The organism is Streptomyces sp. R41, assembly GCF_041053055.1.
In the GTDB taxonomy this organism is placed as follows: Bacteria; Actinomycetota; Actinomycetes; order Streptomycetales; family Streptomycetaceae; genus Streptomyces.
Genome location: NZ_CP163443.1, coordinates 1,584,999 through 1,609,558, shown reverse-complemented (window position 1 = coordinate 1,609,558; position 24,560 = coordinate 1,584,999). Strand labels below are relative to the sequence as shown.

The 24,560-nt window shown below is 70.5% G+C and carries 24 protein-coding genes and 1 pseudogene; 9 read left to right on the top strand and 16 right to left on the bottom strand.

Going from position 1 to position 24,560, the window contains the following annotated elements; translation table 11 throughout:
* Positions 1–114 precede the first annotated feature (114 nt).
* Complete coding sequence (locus AB5J53_RS07620; protein ID WP_369244841.1) at positions 115–909, top strand: metal-dependent hydrolase; 795 nt, start codon at positions 115–117, stop codon at positions 907–909.
* Between the two features lie 16 nt (positions 910–925).
* Here the strand turns inward: AB5J53_RS07620 and AB5J53_RS07615 are convergent, their stop codons facing one another.
* The 5 genes from AB5J53_RS07615 to AB5J53_RS07595 all read right to left on the bottom strand — a co-directional run bounded on the left by AB5J53_RS07615 (position 926) and on the right by AB5J53_RS07595 (position 6,486).
* Positions 926–1,744 carry a site-specific integrase gene (locus AB5J53_RS07615; protein WP_369244840.1) on the bottom strand — a complete coding sequence of 273 codons (819 nt, stop codon included), beginning with the start codon at positions 1,742–1,744 and terminating at the stop codon, positions 926–928.
* 77 nt (positions 1,745–1,821) lie between these two features.
* Complete coding sequence (locus tag AB5J53_RS07610; RefSeq protein WP_369244839.1) at positions 1,822–2,097, bottom strand: type B 50S ribosomal protein L31; 276 nt, start codon at positions 2,095–2,097, stop codon at positions 1,822–1,824.
* A gap of 33 nt (positions 2,098–2,130) precedes the next feature.
* Positions 2,131–2,601: a DUF5709 domain-containing protein gene (locus tag AB5J53_RS07605; protein ID WP_369244838.1), complete on the bottom strand. Its 471-nt coding sequence runs from the start codon at positions 2,599–2,601 to the stop codon at positions 2,131–2,133.
* Between the two features lie 319 nt (positions 2,602–2,920).
* Entirely contained in the window at positions 2,921–4,702 is a 1,782-nt protein-coding gene (locus tag AB5J53_RS07600) for an ABC transporter ATP-binding protein (protein WP_369244837.1), read from the bottom strand.
* Entirely contained in the window at positions 4,699–6,486 is a 1,788-nt protein-coding gene (locus AB5J53_RS07595) for an ABC transporter transmembrane domain-containing protein (protein WP_369244836.1), read from the bottom strand. The genes AB5J53_RS07600 and AB5J53_RS07595 overlap by 4 nt, the downstream gene beginning before the upstream one ends.
* Before the next feature lie 222 nt (positions 6,487–6,708).
* Here AB5J53_RS07595 and AB5J53_RS07590 point away from each other — a divergent pair, with 222 nt between their 5' ends.
* Both AB5J53_RS07590 and AB5J53_RS07585 read left to right on the top strand, forming a co-directional pair.
* A complete protein-coding gene (locus AB5J53_RS07590; protein ID WP_369244835.1) occupies positions 6,709–7,452 on the top strand; it encodes a L,D-transpeptidase family protein in 744 nt (247 codons plus the stop codon).
* 193 nt (positions 7,453–7,645) lie between these two features.
* Complete coding sequence (locus AB5J53_RS07585; protein WP_054228059.1) at positions 7,646–8,023, top strand: VOC family protein; 378 nt, start codon at positions 7,646–7,648, stop codon at positions 8,021–8,023.
* A 171-nt stretch (positions 8,024–8,194) separates the two neighbouring features.
* Here the strand turns inward: AB5J53_RS07585 and AB5J53_RS07580 are convergent, their stop codons facing one another.
* A complete protein-coding gene (locus tag AB5J53_RS07580) occupies positions 8,195–8,734 on the bottom strand; it encodes a GNAT family N-acetyltransferase (RefSeq protein ID WP_369244834.1) in 540 nt (179 codons plus the stop codon).
* 230 nt (positions 8,735–8,964) lie between these two features.
* Here AB5J53_RS07580 and AB5J53_RS07575 point away from each other — a divergent pair, with 230 nt between their 5' ends.
* Positions 8,965–10,638 carry a peptide-N4-asparagine amidase gene (locus tag AB5J53_RS07575; RefSeq protein ID WP_369244833.1) on the top strand — a complete coding sequence of 558 codons (1,674 nt, stop codon included), beginning with the start codon at positions 8,965–8,967 and terminating at the stop codon, positions 10,636–10,638.
* A 166-nt stretch (positions 10,639–10,804) separates the two neighbouring features.
* The gene (locus AB5J53_RS07570) at positions 10,805–12,247 is read left to right on the top strand and encodes a cation:dicarboxylase symporter family transporter (RefSeq protein ID WP_369244832.1); all 1,443 of its coding nucleotides are present in this window, start codon (positions 10,805–10,807) and stop codon (positions 12,245–12,247) included.
* 244 nt (positions 12,248–12,491) lie between these two features.
* On the opposite strand, the pseudogene AB5J53_RS07565 reads toward AB5J53_RS07570, so the two are convergent.
* Positions 12,492–13,036: pseudogene (locus tag AB5J53_RS07565) on the bottom strand (FAD-dependent oxidoreductase); the annotation flags it as partial.
* A 40-nt stretch (positions 13,037–13,076) separates the two neighbouring features.
* Positions 13,077–13,532, bottom strand: a complete 456-nt coding sequence (locus AB5J53_RS07560; protein WP_369244831.1) for a MarR family winged helix-turn-helix transcriptional regulator — start codon at positions 13,530–13,532, stop codon at positions 13,077–13,079.
* Between the two features lie 114 nt (positions 13,533–13,646).
* Here AB5J53_RS07560 and AB5J53_RS07555 point away from each other — a divergent pair, with 114 nt between their 5' ends.
* Together AB5J53_RS07555 and mltG are read left to right on the top strand one after the other, a co-directional pair.
* Complete coding sequence (locus tag AB5J53_RS07555; RefSeq protein WP_369244830.1) at positions 13,647–15,446, top strand: ABC transporter ATP-binding protein; 1,800 nt, start codon at positions 13,647–13,649, stop codon at positions 15,444–15,446.
* 43 nt (positions 15,447–15,489) lie between these two features.
* Positions 15,490–16,401, top strand: coding sequence for an endolytic transglycosylase MltG (mltG, locus tag AB5J53_RS07550; RefSeq protein WP_369244829.1), 912 nt, complete (start codon positions 15,490–15,492; stop codon positions 16,399–16,401).
* 36 nt (positions 16,402–16,437) lie between these two features.
* Here mltG and AB5J53_RS07545 read toward each other — a convergent pair whose 3' ends face one another.
* The 6 genes from AB5J53_RS07545 to AB5J53_RS07520 form a co-directional block, all read right to left on the bottom strand.
* Positions 16,438–17,526 (bottom strand): NAD(P)-binding domain-containing protein, encoded by a 1,089-nt coding sequence (locus AB5J53_RS07545; protein WP_369244828.1) that lies wholly within the window; start codon positions 17,524–17,526, stop codon positions 16,438–16,440.
* A 74-nt stretch (positions 17,527–17,600) separates the two neighbouring features.
* Positions 17,601–18,755 (bottom strand): LLM class flavin-dependent oxidoreductase, encoded by a 1,155-nt coding sequence (locus AB5J53_RS07540; RefSeq protein WP_369244827.1) that lies wholly within the window; start codon positions 18,753–18,755, stop codon positions 17,601–17,603.
* Positions 18,755–19,780 carry an ABC transporter substrate-binding protein gene (locus tag AB5J53_RS07535; RefSeq protein ID WP_369244826.1) on the bottom strand — a complete coding sequence of 342 codons (1,026 nt, stop codon included), beginning with the start codon at positions 19,778–19,780 and terminating at the stop codon, positions 18,755–18,757. Before AB5J53_RS07535 ends, AB5J53_RS07540 begins: the two co-directional genes overlap by 1 nt.
* Before the next feature lie 54 nt (positions 19,781–19,834).
* Positions 19,835–20,596 (bottom strand): ABC transporter ATP-binding protein, encoded by a 762-nt coding sequence (locus AB5J53_RS07530; protein ID WP_369244825.1) that lies wholly within the window; start codon positions 20,594–20,596, stop codon positions 19,835–19,837.
* Entirely contained in the window at positions 20,569–21,456 is an 888-nt protein-coding gene (locus AB5J53_RS07525; RefSeq protein ID WP_369244824.1) for an ABC transporter permease, read from the bottom strand. Before AB5J53_RS07525 ends, AB5J53_RS07530 begins: the two co-directional genes overlap by 28 nt.
* Positions 21,457–21,596: 140 nt before the next feature.
* Positions 21,597–21,680 carry a putative leader peptide gene (locus AB5J53_RS07520; protein WP_313884353.1) on the bottom strand — a complete coding sequence of 28 codons (84 nt, stop codon included), beginning with the start codon at positions 21,678–21,680 and terminating at the stop codon, positions 21,597–21,599.
* A gap of 147 nt (positions 21,681–21,827) precedes the next feature.
* Between AB5J53_RS07520 and AB5J53_RS07515 the strand changes: the two genes are divergently transcribed.
* Positions 21,828–22,250: a secondary thiamine-phosphate synthase enzyme YjbQ gene (locus AB5J53_RS07515; RefSeq protein WP_369244823.1), complete on the top strand. Its 423-nt coding sequence runs from the start codon at positions 21,828–21,830 to the stop codon at positions 22,248–22,250.
* A 461-nt stretch (positions 22,251–22,711) separates the two neighbouring features.
* Here the strand turns inward: AB5J53_RS07515 and AB5J53_RS07510 are convergent, their stop codons facing one another.
* Positions 22,712–23,272, bottom strand: a complete 561-nt coding sequence (locus AB5J53_RS07510; RefSeq protein WP_369244822.1) for a nucleoside-triphosphatase — start codon at positions 23,270–23,272, stop codon at positions 22,712–22,714.
* Positions 23,273–23,381: 109 nt separating this feature from the next.
* On the opposite strand from AB5J53_RS07510, the gene AB5J53_RS07505 reads away from it, so the two are divergent.
* Positions 23,382–23,834: a YbhB/YbcL family Raf kinase inhibitor-like protein gene (locus tag AB5J53_RS07505; RefSeq protein ID WP_369244821.1), complete on the top strand. Its 453-nt coding sequence runs from the start codon at positions 23,382–23,384 to the stop codon at positions 23,832–23,834.
* A 5-nt stretch (positions 23,835–23,839) separates the two neighbouring features.
* Here AB5J53_RS07505 and AB5J53_RS07500 read toward each other — a convergent pair whose 3' ends face one another.
* Positions 23,840–24,484: a protein-L-isoaspartate(D-aspartate) O-methyltransferase gene (locus tag AB5J53_RS07500; RefSeq protein ID WP_369244820.1), complete on the bottom strand. Its 645-nt coding sequence runs from the start codon at positions 24,482–24,484 to the stop codon at positions 23,840–23,842.
* Positions 24,485–24,560 lie beyond the last annotated feature (76 nt).

Genomic DNA, 24,560 nt, shown 5'->3' with positions numbered 1-24,560 from the left:
GGGGAATCGGATGCTGGTCGGAAGATCACGGAGGCTACGCTGTGGCGCCGACGAAGCGTCAGCGCGCACGGGTAACTGGACAGCGGTACAAGAAGGATGGGGCGGGGAACGGCCATGATGGGACCAGCACACTCACTGTCGGGAGCCGCGGCCTGGCTCGGCGTCGGAGCGGCGGCCGCCGCGGCCGGCCACACCATGCCCTGGCCGGTCCTCCTGGTCGGCGCGCTGATCTGCGCCGGCGCAGCGCTCGCCCCCGACCTGGACCACAAGGCGGCCACCATCTCGCGCGCCTTCGGACCGCTCTCACGGGGCCTGTGCGAGATCGTCGACAAGCTCTCGTACGCCGTCTACAAGGGGACGAAGAAGCCGGGCGACCCGCGACGCTCCGGCGGCCACCGCACGCTGACGCACACCTGGCTGTGGGCGGTGATGATCGGCGCGGGCACCTCGGTCGTGGCGATCACGGGCGGCCGCTGGGCGGTCCTGGCCATCCTCTTCGTCCACATGGTGCTCGCCATCGAGGGTCTGCTGTGGCGGGCGACCCGTGGTTCCAGCGCCGACATCCTGGTCTGGCTGCTGGCCGCGACCAGCGCCTGGATCCTCGCCGGGGTGCTGGACAAGCCGGGCAACGGTGCGGACTGGCTGTTCACCGCGCCGGGTCAGGAATACCTGTGGCTCGGGCTCCCGATCGTCCTGGGTGCCCTCGTGCACGACATCGGGGACGCGCTGACGGTGTCCGGCTGCCCGATCCTGTGGCCCATCCCCGTCGGCCGCAAGCGCTGGTACCCGATCGGCCCGCCCAAGGCGATGCGCTTCCGTGCGGGCAGCTGGGTCGAGCTGAAGGTGCTGATGCCGGTGTTCATGCTGCTGGGCGGGGTGGGGTGCGCGGCTGCGCTCAATGTCATCTGAGGCCGAACGCCCGAGGTCATCTGAGGTCGGACGCCCGAGATCGAGACGGGTCTCGTGGGCGAACGACGTGGACCGTGGCGGGAGGGGCGTGCAGCAGTCCGCTCGCCGTGGCCACGTTGCGCAGCAGATCGATCGAATAGTGATGAGGGATCTTGATCCCCGCTCGGCTGGTGAGGAGCGGGCCACCGCGGGTGGTGTCGCGAGGACGACGCCGGTGGGGGAGATAGGAGTGGACGGCGTCGCGGATGAGGGCTGGGAGCCGTACGAGGCGCTGTCGGCCGTCGGCGTCGTACAACCGCAAGGTGTCGGGGCCGTCGGCGATGTCACGGGTGGTGATGAGGTCGTCGAGGGTGATGCGCAGGATTTCCGCTGACCGTAGGCCCAGGCCGACCTGCAGGTAGCCGCAGACCCGGTCGAGCCGGGGCTGCGGTGAGTCGGTCCGGCGGCGCTCGTCGAGGGCGGCGAGCAGAACCGCGGCCTGCCAGGGGTCGAGGCGGGAGGGGGTGAGCTGTGCGTTGCTGGTCAGCCTGGGGCCGCGGGCGGCCGGGTTGTACGGGAGCGCGTTCTGCCGTACGGCGTAGGCGTAGAAGGAACGAATCGCGGAGACCCGCTGAGCGGTCGACCGGTGCGGCGCTCCCGGCTGGTGTGCCCACAGCGCGATGTGCTGAGCCGCGACCCTGTCCCACGCGAGGTCTTCTTCGGTGCAGTGGATCAGCCAACTCTCGGCGGAGCGACGGTAGTTCTCGCGCACACGCACCGGATAGGTGCTCGCCTCCCACCACTCTTGGAGCAACTCCCGAGTCCCCCAGGCCACCACGTACACCTCCCGGTGCATGGTCTCACGCAGTAGCCTGTCGTGTACGCGGTGTGCCTGACGCGGCCGCAGGCCATCACGGGACGTCCGGCCGCTCCCTAGTCCGGGTTGCCCCCGCCGGCTCCCTGCCCGCCACCCCCGTATCGCCGCTCGAACTGCGCGATCCGTCCCTCCGTGTCCACGGTGCGGGCCTTGCCGGTGTAGAAGGGGTGGCTCTCCGAGGAGATCTCGACGTCCACGACCGGGTAGGTCTCGCCGTCGTCCCATTCGATGGTCTGATCGCTCGTCGCGGTGGAGCGGGTGAGGAACGCGTACCCGGCGGCGCGGTCGCGGAAGACGACAGGGTGGTAGTCGGGCTGCTTGTCCTGCTGCATGGGGGGCTCCTTGATGGGCAGTGGCGGGATCGGTCAGCCGGACAGGGAGTCCTCGTCGACGATGTGCATGGCGGCCTCCTCGGCCGAGGCCGCGGCGCCGTCGATGCCCACGTCCGAGGCGATGAGCCCGCTCTCCTCGTCCTCGTGCGCTCCTTCGTCGGGAGCCACGAGGCGGCCGGAGCGAAGGTCGCCCACCTCGTTGTCGAGGGGTTCGCCATCGGTGCCCTGGCAGTCGCCGATGCCGTCTCCGTCGGGTTCGGCGATGTCGGGAAGTTCCTCCGCGAGGCGCTGGTCCAGGGTCTCGCCCTCCTGGCGCTCCGCAGCGGTCACCCCGGTGTGCTCCACCGCCCACGGCCGCTCAGGCGGCGACCAACCCCGGTCGAGGGGGTCGCCGACGCCGTCGGCGAGCAGCGTGTCCTCGGCGTCGAGCAGCCCCGCGTCGTCCTGTACCTCGGATCCGTCGGGCTGGTAGACGTCGTCTCCCCATCCGTCGGCGCTGTCCACGGCTACCTCCAGGGGGTGCGGGCGGGGTCCGCTGCCGCCGCGTTCGACGGCGGGCGCGCGGGCCACGGGACACAGGCGTCGCACCGCGCGAACCGGGTGGTTCGCGGGAGTCCCCCGAGCCGGTGTCCACTTCCAGCCTTCCACCCCCCTTCGGCACCGCGCAACGCCACATGGTCCGACCATGGGAACGGCCCGCCCACGAAGGGACGACCGGACGCCGAAGCGGCCCCCCACAGAAGACGCGGCCCGACCCCCCACAGAAGGGGACGGGCGCCGGCGCGCCCCCGCCCTGGACAGGGCCGCGCCGGGCTCGGCTCGCTCACCCGTGCCAGGACCGCCACAGCGCCGCGTACGCGCCGTCCGCGGCGACCAGCTGGTCATGGCTGCCCAGCTCGCTGATCCGGCCGTTCTCCACGACGGCGATGACATCCGCGTCGTGCGCGGTGTGCAGCCGGTGCGCGATGGCGACGACGGTGCGGCCGTCGAGGACACGGGCCAGCGAGCGCTCCAGATGGCGGGCCGCGCGCGGGTCGAGGAGCGAGGTCGCCTCGTCCAGGACCAGCGTGTGCGGGTCGGCCAGCACCAGCCGGGCCAGCGCGACCTGCTGAGCCTGGGCCGGAGTGAGCGCGAGCCCGCCCGAGCCGACCTCGGTGTCCAGGCCCTCGTCAAGCGCCCGCGCCCAGCCGTCCGCGTCGACCGAGCCGAGCGCCGCCCACAGCTCGGCGTCGTCGGCGCTCGTCCGGGCGAGCAGCAGGTTGTCGCGCAGGGAGCCCACGAAGACGTGGTGCTCCTGGTTGACCAGGGCCACGTGGGAGCGCACCTCCTCGGCGGGCATCCTGGACAGTTCGGCGCCGCCGAGCGTGATCCGGCCGTCCCGGGGCGCGTAGATCCCGGCGAGTAGCCTGCCGAGCGTGGACTTGCCCGCGCCGGACGGTCCGACCAGGGCGAGCCGGGTGCCCGGCGCGACCTCCAGGGAGACCTTGCGCAACACGTCCACTCCGGCTCGGTAGCCGAAGTGCACCCGGTCCGCGTGCACGTCGCGCCCGTTCGGAGCCAACCCCGGGTCGCCCGCGGCCGGCTCGATGTCCCGGACACCGACCAGCCGGGCCAGCGAGACCTGGGCGACCTGCAGCTCGTCGTACCAGCGCAGGATCAGGCCCACCGGGTCGACGAGCATCTGGGCGATGAGCGCGCCCGTCGTCAGCTGGCCCACGCCGATCCAGCCCTGGAGGACGAAGACTCCGCCGATCATGAGGACCGAGCACAGCACCGTCACATGGGTGAGGTTGATGACCGGGAAGAGGACCGACCGCAGCCAGAGCGTGTACCGCTCCCATGCCGTCCACTCCTTGACCCGGCGGTCCGACAGCGCGATGCGGCGTTCGCCCAGGCGGTGCGCCTCGACGGTGCGCCCGGCGTCGACCGTCTCGGCGAGGACGGCGGCGACGGCGGCGTAACCGGCGGCCTCCGAGCGGTACGCCGACGGCGCCCGCTTGAAGTACCAGCGGCAGCCGACCACCAGCAGCGGTACGGCGACCAGTACGGCGGGCGCGAGCGGCGGCGCGGTCACGGCGAGTCCGCCGAGCAGCAGCGCCGCCCACACCACACCGATGGCCAGCTGCGGCACGGCCTCACGCATCGCGTTGGCGAGCCGGTCGATGTCTGTCGTGATGCGGGACAACAGGTCGCCCGTCCCGGCCCGTTCCAGGACACCCGGCGGCAACCCCACCGACCGTACGAGGAAGTCCTCGCGCAGATCGGCCAGCATCCGCTCGCCGAGCATGGCGCCACGCAGCCGTACCTCTCGTACGAACACGGCCTGGACGACGAGCGCGGTGACGAACAGCGCGACGGTGAGCTCGAGATGAAGCTCCCGGGCGTGGTCCGAGACCCGCTCGACGACCGAACCCAGCAGATAGGGCCCGGCCATCGAGGCGACGACGGCCACGGTGTTGACGGCGATCAGGAGCAGGAAGGCCTTGCGGTGCCGTTGGAACAGTTCGCTCACGTAGGCGCGTACGGTCGCGGGCGCGCCGACGGGCAGGGTGTTCGCCGTCGTCGGGGCGGCCGGGTCGTACGCGGGTGGCGCCACGCCGATCATGCGGTTTCCTCGATTTCTTCCAGTGCTTCCAGTACGTCGCCCAGAGCGGCCTCGTCATCCGTCTCCCGGGTCACCACGGCCCGGTACCGCGGTTCGCTGTGCACGAGTTCGCGGTGCACGCCGACCGCAGCGACCTCGCCCTCGTGGACCAGGACGACGCGGTCCGCGTGGTCCAGGAGGAGAGGCGAGGAGGTGAAGACCACCGTCGTGCGCCCGGCGCGCAGGGCGCGGACGCCGTCGGCGATCCGCGCCTCGGTGTGCGAGTCGACGGCGGACGTCGGCTCGTCCAGGACGAGCACCTCGGGGTCCGTGATCAGCGACCGGGCCAGCGCGAGACGCTGGCGCTGGCCGCCCGACAGGGAGCGTCCGCGTTCGGTGATCCGGGCGTCCATCGGGTCCTCGGCGTCCAGTGACCCCTGAGCGAGCGCGTCCAGGACGTCGCCGCACTGCGCGGCGGCCAGTGCGGCCTCGGCAGTGACGGAACCCGATGCGGGCACGTCGAGAAGCTCGCGCAGCGAGCCGGACAGCAGTACCGGGTCCTTGTCCTGGACGAGGACGGCGCTGCGGGCGGAGTCCTGCGGCAGTTCGTCCAGCGGTACGCCCCCGAGGAGCACCGAGGTGCCCTCTTCGGACGGGTGTCCGCCCAGCCGCTCGGCCAGCAGCCCGGCCGCGTCAGGGTCGCCGCACACCACGGCGGTGAGCCGCCCGGCCGGCGCGAGCAACCCGGTCGCGGGGTCGTACAGATCGCCTTCCGGCACCTCGGCCGAACGGGATCCGTCGCTGTCCATGGCCCGTTCCAGGGACAGCACCCGAGCGGCCCGTTTGGCGGACGGGCGGGAGAAGGAGTACGCCATGGCGATCTCCTCGAAGTGCCGCAGCGGATAGGTGAGCAGCATGACCGCGCTGTACACGGTGACCAGCTCGCCGACCGTGATCCTGCCGTCGCGGGCCAGATGCACGCCGTGCCAGATGACGGCGATCAGCAGCAGACCGGGGAGCAGCACCTGGATGGCCGAGATCAGCGACCACATCCGGGCGCTGCGCACGGCCGCCCGGCGGACCTCCTGGGAGGCGCGGCGGTAGCGGTCGAGGAACAGTTCCTCGCCGCCGATGCCGCGCAGCACGCGCAGGCCCGCGACGGTGTCCGAGGCCAGTTCGGTGGCGCGTCCGGCCTTCTCGCGCTGGAAGTCGGCGCGCCGGGTGGCGCGGGGCAGCAGCGGCAGCACGGCGAGCGCCAGCACGGGCACGCCCACGGCGACGATCACGCCGAGCGCCGGCTGGTAGACCACCAGACCCACGCAGACCAGCACCACGGTCAGCGCCGCGGCCACGAACCGCGACACAGCCTCGACGAACCAGCCGATCTTCTCGACGTCGCCGGTGGAGACCGCGACGACCTCACCGGCCGCGACGCGCCGTGTCAGCGCGGAGCCCAACTGGGCGGTCCTGCGGGCCAGCAGCTGCTGGACGCGCGCGGCCGCCGTGATCCAGTTGGTGACCGCGGTGCGGTGCAGCATGGTGTCGCCCAGCGCGATGCAGGCGCCGCAGAGCACCATCAGCCCGCCCGTCAGGGCGAGGCGGGTGCCGGAGCGGTCGACGACGGCCTGGATGGCGAGGCCGACGCAGAACGGCAGCCCGGAGACGGCCACGAAGTGCAGCAGGCCCCAGGCGAGGGCCTTGAACTGCCCGCCGAGCTGGTTCCGGAAGAGCCACCGCAGGAATCGGGGACCCGAGCGCGCGTCCGGCACACCCGGGTCGGGATACGGAAGGTCTTGAATCTGCATGACGTCCCAGTGGCTCGTGTCAGGGGGTGGAGGGAGCCGAGATGTCGGCAACCGGCCGGCCGTGAAGGCCGGCAACAAACCGTGAAAGGTTCGCGTCGCAGCGTGGTCGGAAGCAAACGATTTTCCGCCGCAGGGAAAGGAACCGGCCCAACCGCCCGCGACGGGACGGGGAGCGGGGGAGGGGGATCAGTCCTATAAGTGGGTGGTGCGACGATGGACCGTATGCGAAAGAACGGTGCGATGCGTGCGGGGCTCGCCACTGCGGCGTGTGGTGTCCTTGCCGCCGCCCTTTCGGCCTGTGGCGGCTCGGGCGGCGGAAGCGGGGCGAAGGGCGAGGGAGGATCCGGCAGCAAGGCCGACCAACCCCCGGCGCGTACCGTCGACCTGAAACGCATCCCCGACGTCGGCGACCGGTTGCGGCAGCGGATCCCGTCCGACTCCCGCCAGGTCGTCGCCGTCTACGGGGAGGGCAAGGACTCCGCGGAGTCCACGGTCGTCCTGTACACGAAGAACGGCTCGACGTGGGACAAGACCCGCAGCTGGGCCGCGCACAACGGGAAGAAGGGCTGGACCAACGATCACCACGAGGGCGACAACCGCAGCCCCGTGGGCGTGTTCACGCTCAGCGACGCGGGCGGTGTGCTCGCCGACCCGGGCGCCCGGCTTCCGTACACCCGGTCGGCGTCCTTCCAGGCCCCGCACTACTGGGCCAAGTCCCACTGGCACGACTTCGACTACGTCATCGCCATCGACTACAACCGCGTCAAGGGCACCGCGCCGAACGACCCGACCCGGCCCGAGGGCCAGTCGAAGGGCGGCGGAATCTGGCTGCACATGGACCACGGCAGCGGTACGTCGGCGTGCGTGAGTCTGTCCAAGTCGGCCATGGAGTATCTGCTGCGCACGCTCGACCCGCATCAGCATCCTGTCGTGGTGATGGGGGACAAGGCGGATCTGGACGCCTAGGGCCTGTCCGGTCGCTCGACGTCGGCCGCCCGGCCAACTGCCGTGCCCGGCCGCCCCGACAGGCCCTCGGCACGGAAAAAATCTTTCCCATGCTTGCCTCGTCCGGTAGTGTCGCGGAGTTGTTTTCGCTGCTGAGAGCCCATGAGCTGCGCGCGTGGCCCCGGCGGCCCGTCGACTGAGAGCAGGTTTCTTTATGGCATGTCGTATCGGTGAGCTTGTGCTCGGTTGCCGCGACCCCGAACTGTTGGCGCAGTTCTGGTGCGAGGTCCTGGGCTACGTCGTGGTCGGCCGCGAGGAGGGCTGCGTGGAGATCGGGACGCCGGAAGGGTTCGGCGGTCCGCAGCCCACGATCTTCTTCAGCGTCCGGGACGAGCCGGAGCCGGGGAAGTCCCGGCTGCACATCGACGTCAACCCCACCGACCGCGACCAGGACGCCGAGCTCGAACGCCTCCTGAAGCTCGGTGCCCGCCGGGCCGACATCGGCCAGACCGGGGACGAGCAGTGGCATGTCCTGGCCGACCCCGAGGGCAATGAGTTCTGCCTGCTCAAGGCCCGCATCAAGCCGCTCTGACGCTCGTCCGAGGCTCATCGGTCACGCCGCGGCCTGCGGTGCCCCCGCGGCCGCGGCGTGATCCGTCGGACAGGCCCTGGAGGTGACGCCCGGCATGCGCGCGGGCAAGTCGCGGTTGCAGGCCGCTCGCGCGTGGAGGGGCGGGTACTCCCCGGCGGTTCCGTCGCAAACTCAACTGGACGGCGTGACCGGGGACCACATGCCGAGCCACTGCTCGGCGCCCCAGGCCTCGAACCGCTCTACCTCAGCGAACCCTAGCTTCGCTGCGAGACGCATCGAGCCGACGTTGGCGGTCTGGGTGGTGAGCACCACCGGCTCACCGGGAAGCGCGTCGGCGAGCCAGCCGAGCGCCGCCGCGCATGCCTCGGCCGCGTACCCGAATCCCCACGTCCGGGGCAGGAACAGGTAGCCGAGATCGGCCTTCCCCGCGGCAGCCGGGCGACGGTGCCCCGTTGCTCTCCTGAGCAGGATCTGGCCGATCATCGACCCGTCGAGATCAACGACGAAGCTCCCGGGCCACCGCTCGGGCGCCCCGGGCATCTCGCGCTCAAGCTCGTCACGCGGCCGGGGGCCGCCTAGGTAGGTGTGCACCTCTGGCGAGGCGAGCAGCTCGATGAACGCCGCACGGTCCCGGGTCTCGGGCTCACGGAGCACGAGCCTCTCGGTCCTGATCGGCTCAGGCGGCCAAGCCACGGGTCCCAGGTCTTCCATCCGCGCACGCTAACAGGTGGTCAAACCAACCGAACGGGAAACGCCACCTAGATCCGAACCCCAAACAGCACCCAGTCGTCGTGGTGGACGCGGCGACACTACGAGGCGCGGCGCCGAGCGCCGGCGTCACCGCCTGTGGCGGCCCATCGCCAGGTAACTCATTGCGGGGCGGCTCATTGCGGGGGGCGGCCCATTGCGGGGCGGGCCAACTGCCCCGTAGAACACCGCACATGAAAAGACGGCTCATCATGTCCATGCTCGCCGGGGTGACCCTCGTGGCGAGCGCCTTCCTCGGGGCGAACCCGGTCTCGGCCACCCAACTCGCGGACCCGCCCGCCGAGTTCGGAACCGACTGGCACGACCCCCTGACCGCCGCCCCACCGATCAGCAAGCCCGACACCAAGTCCTGCGAAGTGACGGTCGCCGAGGCGCAGTTCCGCGACTTCACGCCGTACAAGGGCACCTACACGCCGCCGACCGGCTGCGGTGACCGCTGGAGCAAGGTCGTGCTGCGGTTCGACGGCAAGGTCAAGGGGCGGCAGTTCGACCGGCTCGGATATCTGCACGTCGGCGGGGTCGAGATCTTCCGTACGTCCACTCCGGAACCCTCGCCCGACGGCATTCAGTGGTCCGTCGAGAAGGACGTGACGCGCTACAGCGACACGTTCCGGCGGAGCCGCGACGTCGAGATGCTCATAGGCAACGTCGTCGACGACACGTACACCGGCGTCCTCGACGTCAAGGCCACGCTCACCTTCTACGCCGCCGAGAAGCCCGCCGGGAAGCCCGCCGCGAACCCCGCCGTGAACTCCGAGGCGAAGTCCGCGCAGAAGCCCGCCGACTCGGCACCGGGGACCCCCGACCGCGTCCTCACCCTCCAGAACGGCACCCTCACCACACCGCGCAACAGCGAACGCATCGTCGCCGAGGTGTACGTGACCGGCTCCGGCGGCGGCTGCGAGGAGTACTGGTATCTGACGGTGCCGACCTCCGCGTCGTACTCCTGCCAGGCGGACAAAGGCCCCTACCGCGAGGTGCAGATCAAGGTCGACGGCCAACTCGCCGGTATCGCCGAGCCGTTCCCGACCGTCTGGACCGGCGGCTGGTCCAACCCCTTCCTCTGGTACGTGATTCCGGGCCCGCGCGCCTTCGACATCAAGCCCATCGAGTACGACCTCACACCCTTCGCCGGGCTCCTCAACGACGGCCGTCCGCACCAGGTCGACGTGTCCGTGGTGGGTGTGCCCGAGGGGCAGACCGGCTGGAGCACCCCGGTCAACGTCCTCGTCTGGCAGGACGCCAAGCGCGAGCACGTGAGCGGTGCGCTGACCGAGGTCAAGGCGGGCGAACTCGCCAACTCATCGGCGTACACGCCGGGTTCGGAGAATCGTCTCGACACCGAGGGTGGGCACCGGCTCACGGTCGCCGGTTACGTCGACACCTCGCACGGCCGGGTGAAGACCACCGTCAGCCGCACGCTGGCGAACACCTCCGTGCACCGCTGGACGGACGGCGAGAACACGGACGGACTCAAGGCCACCTGGTCGGACGACGAGACGGTCACCGTCGACGGACGCGGACCGGCCAGGACGACGCGCACACAACGCACGTACGCGATGGACGGAACGACGACGCTCGGCGCGGACGACCGACTGCGGACCGTCCTGACGCTCGGTGACCGGGCAGCCGTCGCGGAGACGCGCGACGGGGGACGCACCGTATGGTCACGGCTCGACGACACCTACACGGGCGACGCGACGTATACGGCGAACGTGCCGCGCGACCAGCGTCACGCGGTCGGTACGACGAGCGAGCGCTACCGGCTGTACGGCTCGGCCGGGTGCTACGACCGGAGTCTGACCACCGTTCAGGGAGTGCTGACCAAGGACCGTGGCGACTGCTGAGACTCCTGAGAAGGACTGGTGAAGCTCCTGAGAGGGGACGGTGTCTCTGTTCCATGATTTACATGGGCGTGACACAGAAGTATCCGGCGGCATCGGGAACTCCTCAATAGTGATCGCCGCGGAAGCGCTTTTCCGCATACCAGAAGTCTTTTCGGAGGAGTGCCCCGTGCCGCCGCCTGTACCGTCCCCGCGACGCGTCGCACGCATACTGCGTACCTCATTGTTCGCGCAGGTCGCCTGCGCGCTCGTGCTCGGAATCGTCGTCGGAAGGTTGTGGCCGGACACGGCCACGACCTTCCAGCCGCTCGGCGACGGTTTCGTGCGTCTCATCAAGACCGTGATCGCGCCGCTCGTGTTCTGCGTGGTCGTCGTCGGCATCGCCAAGGCCGGCAATCTGAAGGCCTTCGGGCGGATCGGGCTCAAGGCCCTGATCTGGTTCGAGGTCGCGTCCACGGCCGCGCTGCTGCTGGGTCTGATCGCCGCCAACGTTGTCGGCCCGGGCTCGGGCATGAACGTCGACCCGTCGAAGCTCGACGCCTCGGCGATCGACAGCAAGACGGCGGGCGGTTCGCTGCCCTCGACGAGCGAGTTCATCCTGGACGCGCTGCCGCAGAGCGCCGTCGGCGCGTTCGCCGAGAACTCGCTGCTCCAAGTCCTGGTGCTGGCCTGCCTGACGGGCGCCGCGCTGCTGCACCTCGGCAGTACCAGGGTGCCCAAGATCCTGCCCGCCATCGAGCAGGTGCAGGAGGTCGTCTTCGCGATCGTCGGCTTCATCATGAAACTGGCCCCTCTCGCGGTGTTCGGCGCGATGGTCCACCTGGTCGGCGAGTACGGGCTCGGTGTGATCAAGACGTACGGCAAGCTGATCATCCTGTGCTACGTGGTCGCGTTGCTGTTCCTCGCGCTGCTCGCCGTCGCGCTGAAGCTGGTCACCGGGCTCAGCCTGTGGAAGTTCGTCCGCTACACCCGCGGGGAGATGCTGCTCGCCCTCGGCACCGCGTCCAGCGAGACCGTGATGCCCCGCATGATGCAGAAGCTGCGCCAGGCGGGCGCCCGGGACGACGCGGTCGGGCTGGTCCTTCCGACGGGCTACTCCTTCAACCTCGACGGCGCCTCGATCTACCTCTCCATCGGCACAGTGTTCATCGCCCAAGCCGTGGGCGTGGACCTCAGTCTGAGCCAGCAGATCACCGTGGTACTGGTGCTGATGCTGACCAGCAAGGGCATGGCGGGCGTACCGGGTTCGGCGTTCCTCGCGCTGTCGGCGACCGCGTCCTCCCTCGGCGTCATCCCCGCCGGAGCCGTCGCGCTCCTCCTCGGCGTCGACCGGATCATGGACTCGATGCGCGTCGCCACGAACCTCCTCGGCAACTGCGTCGCGGTCTTCGCGGTGTCCCGCTGGGAGGGCGCGCTCGACACGGAGCGGGCCAAGAAGGTGCTGGACGGGGAGATCGCGTTCGTGGAGGACGAGGACAGGCCGGAGGCAGGGGCGGAGGCGAAGGCGCCTGCTCTGCCCGAGCCGGCCGAGGCCGCCGCGGCCGCTCAGGTCGCCCGGGTCGACGTACCCGCCCAGACGGCGGCCAAGGAGCCCGCGCCCGAGGTCGGTTGAGGTACCCAGGACGGGTCGCGCGCTCCAACTCCAGCAGTACGGAGTAGTAGCCGCGGCCCGTCGCGTGATCCTCCCCACCTCGCACATGCGATTCGCCGAAAGGTGCGCGTCGAAGGGGCGTGACCGCACGAACGCGGCCCCCTTGTGGGTGGCCGACTCAGGATCCGCTGAGCCGGCTGCCCAAGTGGTTCGGCGCCGCCGACAGCTGAGCGCGCAGTTGTGGTCCGCGCCGCGGCCGGGTGCCGTCCACGACTGTGCCGGTCGGCAGTACGAAGGTGAGCGAGGCCAGGGTCCGATACGCGTTGCGGGTGGTGTCCGCCGTCATACCGGAGGCATTGTTCGCGACGGCACCGCCGACGGTGCGGGCGATCGCGCTCGCCGGGTCGGGACCGAGCACGCGCCCGTGCCGGGCCAGTGTGGCGTGGGCGCGGGCCATGGTCGTACCGGGCGCGATGCGCGCCGTGCCCGGCCAGTGCGGCGTGGGCGCGGGCCACGGTAGTACCCGGCGCGATGCCCGCCCGCTCGCTGTTCTCGAGGACCTCGAAGCCGGTCCGTTGGCCGCGCACGTCGACGACGATGTCCTCGCCCTGCGCCTGGCCGTTGAGCGAGGTGCCGGCGGCGCGGAACACCACCTCGCGGCCCATGCCCTGCGCTTAGGGCGATCAGGTCGCCGCGCAGGGGCTCGGGCGTGCCTTGGGCTCGATCGTCGGGAACCCTGTCGGCGGCGGCCTAGGGGCACCGGGCGGGGCGCAGGGTGTGCGGCTGCGGCTCCAGCAACGGCTCGCGCACCGCTCCTTCGCAGCCCGCTTCAGCAGCGGCCCCTACCGCTTCAGCAGCCGCGCTCCACGCTGGGTACGCCGTCCACCAAGGTGTCCAGCAGCCCGCCGAGCACCTCGCGCTGCTCGTCCGTCAATGGAGCCAGGATCTCCTCCGCGGCGGACCGGCGCGCGCCGCGCAGCTCCCGCAGCGCCTTGCGCCCCTCGTCCGTGACCTCGATGCGGATCACCCGCCGGTTGGTGGGGTCGGGGACCCGGCGAACCTTGCCGCTCGCCTCCAGGCCGTCGACCAGGGTGGTCACGGCGCGCGGCACCACCTCCAGGCGCTCGGCGAGATCGGCCATGCGGGGCGGCGCGCTGTAGTGCGCGAGGGTGCGCAGCAGCCGGGACTGCGCCGGAGTGATGCCCAGCTCGCGCTGCTCCAGATGGCGCTTCTGGATGCGGTGCACACGGCGGGTCAGCCGCAGCAGCTGCTCGGCGAGCAAGCCGTCGGCATCGGGGGTGGTCATGTGGGAACAATATCAGGACCTTGTTCATTGTGAGTATAGGTAACAATGAGCTATGCTCCGTCAGTCGTCGTCGCCTCTCGCCCCGAGAGGCGCTCTCACAACCCGTAGGAGCCCATGCGTCCCGATCAACCCACCTGGACCCCGCCACCTGCCGACGCGGAACAGCCGCGGCAGGTGCGCCGCATCCTGAAGCTCTTCCGGCCCTACCGCGGCCGCCTCGTGATCGTCGGCCTGCTGGTCGGCGCCGCGTCCCTCGTCTCCGTCGCCACGCCCTTCCTGCTGAAGGAGGTCCTGGACGTCGCGATCCCCCAGGGCCGTACCGGCCTGCTGAGCCTGCTCGCGCTCGGCATGATTCTCAGCGCCGTCCTCACCAGCGTCTTCGGTGTGCTGCAGACCCTCATCTCCACCACCGTCGGCCAGCGCGTCATGCATGACCTGCGTACCGCCGTCTATGGCCGGCTCCAGCGCATGTCGCTCGCCTTCTTCACCAGAACGCGCACGGGCGAGGTCCAGTCGCGCATCGCCAACGACATCGGCGGAATGCAGGCGACCGTCACCTCCACCGCCACCTCGCTGGTCTCCAACCTCACCAGCGTGGTCGCCACCATCGTCGCGATGGTCGCCCTGGACTGGCGGCTCACCGCCGTCTCGCTGCTCCTGCTGCCGGTGTTCGTGTGGATCAGCCGCCGGGTCGGCAATGAACGCAAGAAGATCACCACCCAGCGCCAGAAGCAGATGGCCGCGATGGCCGCCACGGTCACCGAGTCGCTCTCCGTCAGCGGCATCCTGCTCGGCCGCACCATGGGCCGCGCCGACTCGCTCACGAAGTCCTTCGCGGAGGAGTCCGAGAGCCTGGTCGACCTCGAAGTGAAGTCGAACATGGCGGGGCGCTGGCGCATGTCCGTCATCGGCATCGTCATGGCCGCCATGCCCGCCGTCATCTACTGGGCCGCGGGCATCGCCTTCCAGGTGGGCGGTTCCGCCATCTCGATCGGCACACTCGTCGCCTTCGTCTCGCTCCAGCAGGGCCTGTTCCGGCCGACGGTGAGCCTGCTCTCCACGGGCGTCCAGATCCAGACCTCGCTCGCGCTCTTCCAGCGCATCTTCGAGTACCTCGACCTGCCCATCGACATCACCGAGCCCGAGCGGCCGGTCCACCTCGACCAGGTCAAGGGCGAGATCCGCTTCGAGGACGTCGAGTTCCGCTACGACGACAAGAGCGGCCCGATCCTCGACGGCATCGACGTCACCGTCCCCGCGGGCGGCAGCCTCGCCGTCGTCGGCCCGACCGGCTCCGGCAAGTCCACGCTGAGCTATCTGGTGCCCCGGCTGTACGACGTCACGGGCGGCCGCGTCACGCTGGACGGCGTCGACGTCCGCGACCTGGACTTCGACACGCTCGCCCGCGCGGTCGGCGTCGTCTCCCAGGAGACGTACCTCTTCCACGCCTCGGTCGCGGAGAACCTGCGCTTCGCCAAGCCGGACGCCTCCGACGAGGAGCTGCACGCGGCGGCGCGCGCGGCCCAGATCCACGACCACATCGCGTCCCTGCCCGACGGGTACGACACGGTCGTCGGCGAGCGCGGCCACCGGTTCTCCGGCGGCGAGAAGCAGCGCCTCGCCATAGCCCGCACGATCCTGCGCGACCCGCCGGTGCTCATCCTCGACGAGGCGACGAGCGCCCTGGACACCCGCACGGAGCACGCCGTCCAGCAGGCCATCGACGCGCTGTCGGCCAACCGCACCACGCTCACCATCGCGCACCGGCTGTCCACCATTCGGGGCGCCGACCAGATAGTGGTCCTCGACTCCGGCCGCACGGTCGAACGCGGCACGCACGAGGAGCTGTTGGAGCTGGAAGGGCGCTATGCCGCCCTCGTCCACCGGGACGCCCAACTGGAGCCGACAAGATGACGATATGCCGGGTTTGACGGGATTGGCGCGTTAACGTGCCCGCATGCAGATGAACACTCCGCCACGGAGCACGATTCGACTGACGCGCCGGGGCCGGGTCGCCCTCATCGCGACCGGAGCCGTCGTGGCGGCCACCGCCGTGGCGGTGCCGCTGCTGACCATGGGAGGCGGCGGGGACGCGTCCCCCTCGTCCCTCGTCATCCCGGAGGGCTGGCGGTCCGGCCAGGTCTACGAGGCCGTCGACAAGGCCCTCCGGGTACCCGCGGGCACCACCAAGAAGTCCCTCGGGAAGGCCAACCTGAAGCTGCCGAACGACGCCGAGGGCAACCCCGAGGGCTACCTCTTCCCGGCGACGTATCCGATCGACAAGAAGGCGACTCCGGAGTCGCTGCTGTCGTTCATGGTCGACACCGCGAATCAGAGGTTCAACAAGGCTCCGGTCGCCGCGGGGGCGCAGCGCAACGCGATGAACGTCTATCAGGCGGTCACCATCGCGAGCATCGTCCAGGCCGAGGCGGCGACCAAGGCGGACATGGGCAAGGTGGCCCGGGTCATCTTCAATCGCCTGGAGCGGGGCATGCCGCTGCAGATGGACTCCACCATCAACTACGGGCTGAACCGTTCCACCCTGAACACCACCCGGAACGACACGACGCTCAACAACCCCTACAACTCGTACCAGCGCATGGGTCTGCCGCCCACGCCGATCGCCAACCCCGGCGAGGACGCGATGCGCGCCGCGACCAACCCGCCCCCGGGTGACTGGCTGTACTTCGTGACGGTCAAGCCGGGCGACACCCGCTTCACGGCCAGCTACGAGGAGCACGAGAGGAACGTCGCCGAGTTCAACCGGAACCGCAGCAGCGCGTCCCACAGCGCTGCTCCCACCGGTTCCCCCACCGGTTCGCCCGCCGGTTCCCCGGCCGTCACCCCCACGGTCACCCCCACCGGCTGAGCCGCCGTACGAGGCATCAGGCCGCCGTACGGGGCATCAGACGGTGACCGGTACTCCCGCCAGCAGCCGCCTGATGTCCCGTACCGCCGCGCGTCCGGCCCGGTTGGCGCCGATGGTGCTGGCCGAGGGCCCGTACCCGACCAGGTGGATCCGCGGATCGGCGACCGCGCGCGTCCCCTCGACGCGGATGCCGCCGCCCGGCTCGCGCAGCCGCAGCGGCGCCAGATGGTCGATGGCGGCCCGGAAGCCGGTCGCCCACAGGATGACGTCGGCATCCACGCGACGACCGTCGTCCCACTCGACGCCGTCGGGCGTGATCCGGTCGAACATCGGCCGGCGGTCCAGAACGCCGTCGGCCAGAGCCTGCCGGATCGCGTCGTTCAGCGGCAGCCCGGTCACCGAGACGACACTCCTGGGCGGCAATCCCTGGCGGACCCGCTCCTCGACGAGCGCGACGGCGGCCCGGCCGAATTCCTCGGTGAAGGGACCCTCGCGGAAGACGGGCGGGCGCCGTGTCACCCAGGTCGTCTGCGCCGCGTACGGGGCGATCTCCATCAGATGCTGGGTGCCGGACGCGCCACCGCCGACGACGACCACCCGCTGACCGGTGAACTCTTTCGGACCGGGGTAATGCGCCGTGTGCAACTGCCGCCCCCGGAAGGTCTCCTGGCCCGGATAGCGTGGCCAGAACGGCCGGTCCCAGGTGCCCGTCGCATTGATCAGCGCCCGCGCCGACCACATACCGTCGTCGGTCTCGACGAGCAGCCGTCCACCGGAACCCTCCCGTACGGCCTTGACGTCGACCGGCCGCCGTACGCGCAGGTCGAAAGTGCGCTCGTACCGGTCGAAGTACTCGGCGATGACCTCGGAGGACGGACGCGCCGGGTCCACGTCTGTCAGTTCCATGCCGGGCAGGGAGTGCATCCCGTGCACCTTGCCGTATGTCAACGACGGCCAGCGGAACTGCCAGGCGCCGCCGGGATGCGGCGCGTGGTCGAGCACCACGAAGTCCCGTTCGGGCTCGAAACCGGTGCGCCGCAGGTGATAGGCGCTGGACAGGCCGGCCTGTCCAGCGCCTATGACGACGACATCGACTTCGCGCGCGCGTACCCCGGTGTTGTTCACGCATCTGCTAACCGGACCGGGGTCCGGGATCTTCCCGGAGGGTGGCTGGCTGTGAGCCGGCCGACGAACCTCCGTCAGCGGCCACTCGCGACCAGCAAGGGCGCGCCACCTCCCGCGGCCGTACGGGGCAGCAGGCCCCGCGCCGCCAGATCCGGGATCACGCCCTCCCCGAACCAGTACGCCTCCTCCAGGTGCGGATACCCGGAGAGTACGAAGTGCTCGATACCCAGGGCGTGGTACTCCTCGATCCGGTCGGCGACCTCGGCATGGTTGCCCACGAGGGCGGTGCCCGCGCCACCCCGGACGAGCCCCACGCCCGCCCACAGGTTCGGCGAGATCTCCAGCCCGTCGCGGGAACCCCCGTGCAGCGCCAGCATGCGCTGCTGGCCCACCGACTCGCTGCGCCCGAGTGCCGACTGCGCGGCCGCGATCGTGTCCGTGTCCAGGTCGTCGAGCAGCCGGTTCGCCGTCGACCACGCCTCGGCCGACGAGTCGCGCGAGAGGGTGTGCAGCCGGATGCCGAAGCGCACCGTCCGCCCCTCGCGCTCGGCGAGCGAGCGGATCCAGCCGATCTTCTCCTTGACCTGCGCCGGAGGCTCGCCCCAGGTCAGATACACATCGGCGTGCCGGGCCGCGACCGGCCCCGCGGCCGCCGACGAACCGCCGAAGAAGATTTCCGGCAGGGGGTCCGGCGGCAACGCCGTCAGCCCGCCCTCGACCTGGTAGTGGGCGCCTTCGAAGTCGTACGGCTGCCCGCTCCACACCCCTCGTACGACCGACAGGAACTCGTCGGTGCGCGCGTAGCGCTGATCGTGGCCGAGATGATCGCCGAAGCGCCGCTGCTCCGTGGAGTCGCCACCGGTGACGACGTTCAGGAGCAGCCGGCCGCGCGTGATGCGCTGGTACGTCGCCGCCATCTGCGCCGCGAGCGTCGGCGAGATGACCCCCGGCCGGAACGCCACCAGGAACTTCAGCCGCTCGGTGTGCTGGGCCAGCGCCACCGTCGTCAGCCAGGCGTCCTCGCACCAGGTACCGGTAGGAGTGAGCACCGCCTCGAAGCCCAACTGCTCGGCGGCCTTGGCGATCTGGGCCAGATATTCGATGTCGGGCGCGCGGACCCCGTTGACCGGCCGGGCGCGGTCGACGTCGTTGGAGGCGTACGCGTGCCGGTCGACGAGGGTACGGCCGTCGCCGCCGGTCGGCAGGAACCAGTGGAGATGGACGGTCATCAGGATTCCTTGAAGACGCGGGGCGTGGTCGTGGACGGCGGCAGGCTGCCGTTGAACCGGGTGTCCACGAAGTCGGCGAAGTCGACCTTGCGGGGGATGAGCTTCAGACCGGTGAAGCTGTCCGCGATCGCCTGCTCGGAGGCGATGAGCGGCTTGTCGACCGCGACCGCGATACGGCTCGCGTTGGTGCGCTTCACCGAGGCCAGCGCCACCTCGTACGGGAGCCCGGTGTCCTTCGCCCACACCTTGGCCCATGCCTCCGGGTGGTCGTAGACCCAGTCCTGGGCGCGCCGCAGCCGCTCCAGATAGTCCTTGATGGCCGCGGCCTTCTTCTTGTCCTGGAGGGCGGTCGGCGCCGCCACCTGGAAGTTGAGCCCATTGACCACGCCGTCGCCGTCGGCCAGGATCCGGCCCTGCTTGGCCTCAAGCACCTGCGAGGTGTACGGGTCCCACACCGCCCACGCGTCCACCTTGCCGCTGGTGAACGCGGCCAGCGCGTCGGCTGGCTGCAGATACTTCACCTTGACGTCGCTCAGGGTGAGCCCGGCCTCCTTGAGTGAGGCGATCAGCTGGTAGTGCGCGGACGAACCCTGCGCCACGGCGACGGACTTGCCCTTGAGCTCCTCGGGCTTCCTCAGCGACGAGTTCTTCGGTACGAGGATGGCCTCGCCCTTGGACGTACCATGCCAGGCGGCCACCACGGAGATCTTCGAGCCCGCGCCGGCCGCGAAGACGGGGGGCGTGTTGCCGACGCCGCCGATGTCGACCGCCTTCGCGTTGACGGCCTCCAGAAGTGGCGGACCGGACGTGAACGTCGACCACTTGATCTTGTAGTCGAGGTTCTTGAACTCTCCGGCGGCGCGCAGCACCGCCTCGGAACCACCCTTCTGGTCCCCGACGTTGAGCGTGAGGGACCCCTTGCCGTCGGTGCCCGTCGAGGTGTCGGCCGCCGAGTTGCCGCCGCAGGCGGTGAGCAGCAGGGCCAGCGGGAGGAGCAGGGCGGCGGGGGCGAGGCGTCGTCGCATGGTGGTTCCGTTCGTTCGGGTTGAACTGAGGGCTTGGGAGGGGGAATCGGGGCTTCAGGCGGCTTCGGCCGCGGTGTCGACGCCGAGCCTTTCCAGCAGCCCGGCGCGCAGGGCGGCGAACCGGGGGTCGGTGATGTCGCGCGGCCTGTCCAACTCGACCTTCGTCTCGTACGCGATGACGCCGTCGTCCATCACGAGGACGCGGTCGGCGAGCAGGACCGCCTCTTCGACGTCGTGCGTGACCAACAGGACGGCGCAGCCCCGGCGTTGCCACAGCTCGCCGACAAGCCGCTGCGCCTTGATCCGGGTCAGCGCGTCCAGCGCGCCGAACGGCTCGTCGAGCAGCAGCAGATCCGGCTCGCGGACCAACGCGCGGGCCAGTGAGGCGCGTTGGGCCTCACCCCCGGAGAGCGTCTTGGGCCAGGCGTCCGAGCGGTGGGTGAGGCCGACCTCGGTCAAGGCTTGTTCGGCGACGGCGCGTTCGGGCTTTCCGGGCAGACCGAGCAGCACATTGCGCCACACCTTCTTCCACGGCATGAGCCGGGGCGCCTGGAACGCGACGGCCTTGCGCCGCGGGACGAGGACGGTGCCCTCGATGTCGCGGTCCAGCCCGGCGAGGATGCGCAGGAGAGTGGATTTTCCGCAGCCGCTGCGACCGAGCAGGGCGACGAACTCACCCGGCCTGACGTCCAGTTGAAGGTTGTCGATGACGGCGCGACCGTCGAAGGAGCGGGTGAGCCCTTCTACGCGTACGGCCGAGGACGGGGTGGTCACGGCCTTCTCGGTGGTCACCGGCCCGTGAACGTCGGTCGCCATTGCAGCAGCAGCCTTTCGAGGGTGCGGACGATGAAGTCGGCGAGCAGGCCGAGGAAGGCGTAGACGATCAGGCAGACCACGATCACGTCGGTCCGCAGGAAGTCGCGCGCCTGGACCATGAGGAAGCCGATCCCGGCATCCGCGTTGATCTGCTCGGCGAAGACGAGGGCCAGCCAGGCGATGCCGAGGGAGTAGCGCAGCCCGGTCATGGCCCCGGGCAGAGCCCCCGGCAGCACCACATGCCGTACGAGCCCCCACCGCGAGAGCCCGAGCGACTCCCCGGCCTCGATCAGCTGGGAGTCGACGCCGCGGATACCGGCGTACACGTTCAGATAGAGCGGGAAGGACACGCCGAGGGTGATGATCGCGATCTTCGGGGCCTCGCCGATGCCGAACCAGATGATGAACAGCGGGATCAGCCCGACGAACGGCACGGTCCGCAGCATCTGGACGCTCGCGTCCACGAGGTCCTCGCCGATGCGGAACAGCCCGGAGATCAGGGCGAGCCCGGTACCGACGACGGTGCCGAACAGCAGCCCCACCGCGACGCGCTGGAGCGACACGCCCATCGCATGGGGGAGGGACCCGTCCGCGATCAGATCACTGCCGACCCGCGCGATGGTGCCCGGCGAGGCGAGGACGTCGGAGGTCAACACGCCCGTACTGCTGAGGAGTTGCCACAGGGCGAGCAGCAGGAGCGGGCCGGAGGTGCGGCGCAGCCAGCGGGGGACGCGGGTGCGGCGTGTGGAGGCGGGGACGATGGGTTCGAGCTCGGGGGGCGCGTGTTCCTGTGCGCCGGTCTTGGATATGTCGGAAATATCGGGCTGGGATGAGCCCGGCGGGGCATGGCTGATGCTCATGAGTGCTCCACGGGGAGGAGAGCGACCGGAGAGGGGTACGCCAGGGCGCCGTCGCGTCACGGACTCAGTGCGGGAGCACGTGAGAGCGGACGTGCGGGTGAGGCGGAGCGCAGGCGAGGGGAAGAGAAGAGTGAAGGGCGTCAGCGGCCGCGGCGACACGCGGCGGAGGCCACCCGCAGCAGGTCGATGTGACCGCGCGTGGTGAGCAAGGCTGAACGCAACATGCGGCAGAAAGTAGCCAGCTGGTGCGCGTACGGTCAATGGTGTCTCGCGGAGTGGACCTCCGGTATCACCGTACGGGTGGTGGCGGCCTGCGCCCGGGTGGGCGGGGGGCGGACACGGGAACCGACGTATGGGCGAGGATTGGGGGCATGCCCGATGCCTTCAGCACCCGTGTCCTGAACGTCGCCACCGGTTCGTCGGAGACGGTCGTCGACCTCACTCGCGATTGCGAGGCCTTCCTCCGGGAGGCGGCGGCTGGCCGCGACGGCCTCCTGAACGTCTTCGTGCCCCACGCAACTGCCGGAATCGCCATCATCGAAACCGGCGCCGGCAGCGACGACGACCTCCTCGCCGCCCTCCACTCCCTGCTCCCCGCAGACGACCGCTGGCAACACCGCCACGGCAGCCCCGGCCACGGCCGCGACCACGTCCTCCCCGCGCTCGTGCCGCCGCACGCGACACTGCCGGTGCTGGGCGGGCGGCTGGAGCTGGGGACGTGGCAGTCGGTGTGTCTGGTGGACACAAATAGGGATAATCCCAACCGTCAGGTGCGGCTGAGCTTCCTGGGCTGATGCTCGTGAGGGACTGGGGCTCGAATTCCGGCCGCACCGAGTAGCCCTTGGCTTGTGCGTGATCCGCCCGTGAGCGCCAGTTCCGGGGCGCGCTCGCGCGGCGCCATTCAAACCCACGACCACTTCGTCCCGAAGATTGAGGTCGTCAGCCGCGCCTCGTCTCCAGGGTTGGGGTCTGACCGAACGCCTGTCGTGGCTGGTACTCCAGCTGTAGATCGGGATCTTGCTCGTTGCGCTGGTCGCTTCGGCTGACCTGTAAGGCACGCAAGGGTGCCTGGCGGAGTGGCCACCGGGACGCAGCCGCACGGCAGTGCCGCGGTTTCAACGGCACGACCTCGGGGCGCATCAACATCGCGGGTGTCTCCGTGCACCGGAGTAGTGGGCGCCGCCGGTCGCACCGACCGGGCGACTTCACATCCTGTGGCCCCGACTCTGCTTTCAGCAGGTCGGAGGCCGGTCTCTCATCCGTGGGAGGGAGGCCTTCCGTGCGTCCGGGGCTGCTGCAGCCGGGCCGCGAGCTCCCCCGGCAGGACGTCCCGGTTTGCCGGAGTGAGCTGGACGACCTCGATGTCGGCGCGCCGCTTGAGGGTGTCGGTGAACGGATCGCGGTGCGTGTGGACCGTGGCGACGACGTCGACCTCTGCGACGAACAGCGCGTCGACCGCGCGCCGGAACGCCGTGCACGCCAGTTCCATCCGCCCCAGCTCGTCGATGAGCACCAGCCGCCCTGTTGCCTCCTCGGTTGCTGCTGGCCGAAGCGACGGCAGCGCCAGTCGTTCCATGACGCCCGGGTCGACGCCGTATTTCCCCACCCGTGGCGGACCGGGCAGGTCGACATGGGCGAGCACTTCCCGTCGGCCTGCCAAGGTCTCCAGGGCGAAACCGACGCGGGCGCCGGATTGCCGGATCTCCTCCGTGGTGAAGCCGGTGGCCGCGTGGGTGGGCAGCAGCGCGGCCAGCCGACGCAGGGCGGTCGTCTTGCCCGCGCCAGGGCGGCCCTCGAGCAGGATCCTTGTCGGCATACTGCCATCTTCACCCCCGCTTCCGGAGCGGCCCGGGTGGGCTCGGCCGAACGGGGGTTTTGGGGTGCGGATCGGTGCCGGTGCCGCCGTTTCGGGTATGGCGGCGCGCATGAGCGGAATTGAACTCAGCAGCACCGCGTTCGACGACAAGACGGTGATCCCCCGTCGGTACAGCGGGGAGGGTGAGAACATCTCACCGCCCTTGACCTGGTCGGGGGTGCCCCACGAGGCCACGGAGCTGGTGCTCCTGTGCGAGGACCCGGACGCGCCGGGGACGACTTTCCTGCACTGGCTGGTGACCGGCATCGACCCAAGGACCACCGGGGCGGCGGAGGGCCAGAAGCCCCAGGGGGGTCTGCCGTGGCCCAACGGCTTCGGCCGCGTGGGCTGGGGAGGGCCGATGCCTCCACCGGGGCACGGGCCGCATCGCTACTTCTTCCGCCTGTACGCCCTGTCCGAGCCGCTGCCGCTGCACGAGCACCCGGGCGTCGAGGACGTGCACCGTGCCCTGAAGGGCAGGGAGCTGGCCTCCGGCACCCTGGTCGGGAACTATCAGCGCTGAGCGCGTCACCGCTGGTCGTAGCCATGGGCGCCGTACAGCCGGACGAACCGGGCCGCGGTGACCGTGCTGCGGTGCACCAGGTCGTGGGCCCGCCGCTCGTACAGCTCGACGCGCTCCTGCCCGCCCTGCCCGATCGGCTGGACGAGCCGGCCACCGGTGCGGAGCTGATCCACGAGCGGCTCAGGCACTCGCGGGAAGGCCGCGCAGACGATGACGGCGTCGTACGGGGCACGGGTCGACATCCCGAGGGTGCCGTCGCCGAGGACGACCTCGGCATTGCCGACGCCCTGCCCGGCCAGCCGCAGGCGGGCCTCGTCGACAAGGTCGGGCCAGCGCTCGACGCTGACGACGTACGTGGCCAAGCGGGCCAGCAGCGCGGTCTGCCAGCCGTATCCGGTCCCGACCTCCAGGACCTGTTCGTCTCCGGTGAGGCCGAGAGCGGAGACCATCATGGCGATCAGCGAGGGCTGGGTGGTCACCTGCCCGTGGGGGAGCGGAACGGGCGTGTCCCGGTACGCGGATGCCACCTTGTCCGCGGGGACGAATTCCGCCCGGGGGATGCTCCGTACGGCCTCGAGGAGACGGGCGTCGGTCACCCCCACGGCGTGGGCCGCGCGGACCAGGTCCTCGGGGGTCCCTTCATGGGCCATCGGACCGCGGGGCCGTGGCGGTGGCGCCGGCGGCCCCGGTCGTGGCGCGTTCCAGTCCGAAAACGATCCCCTTCGA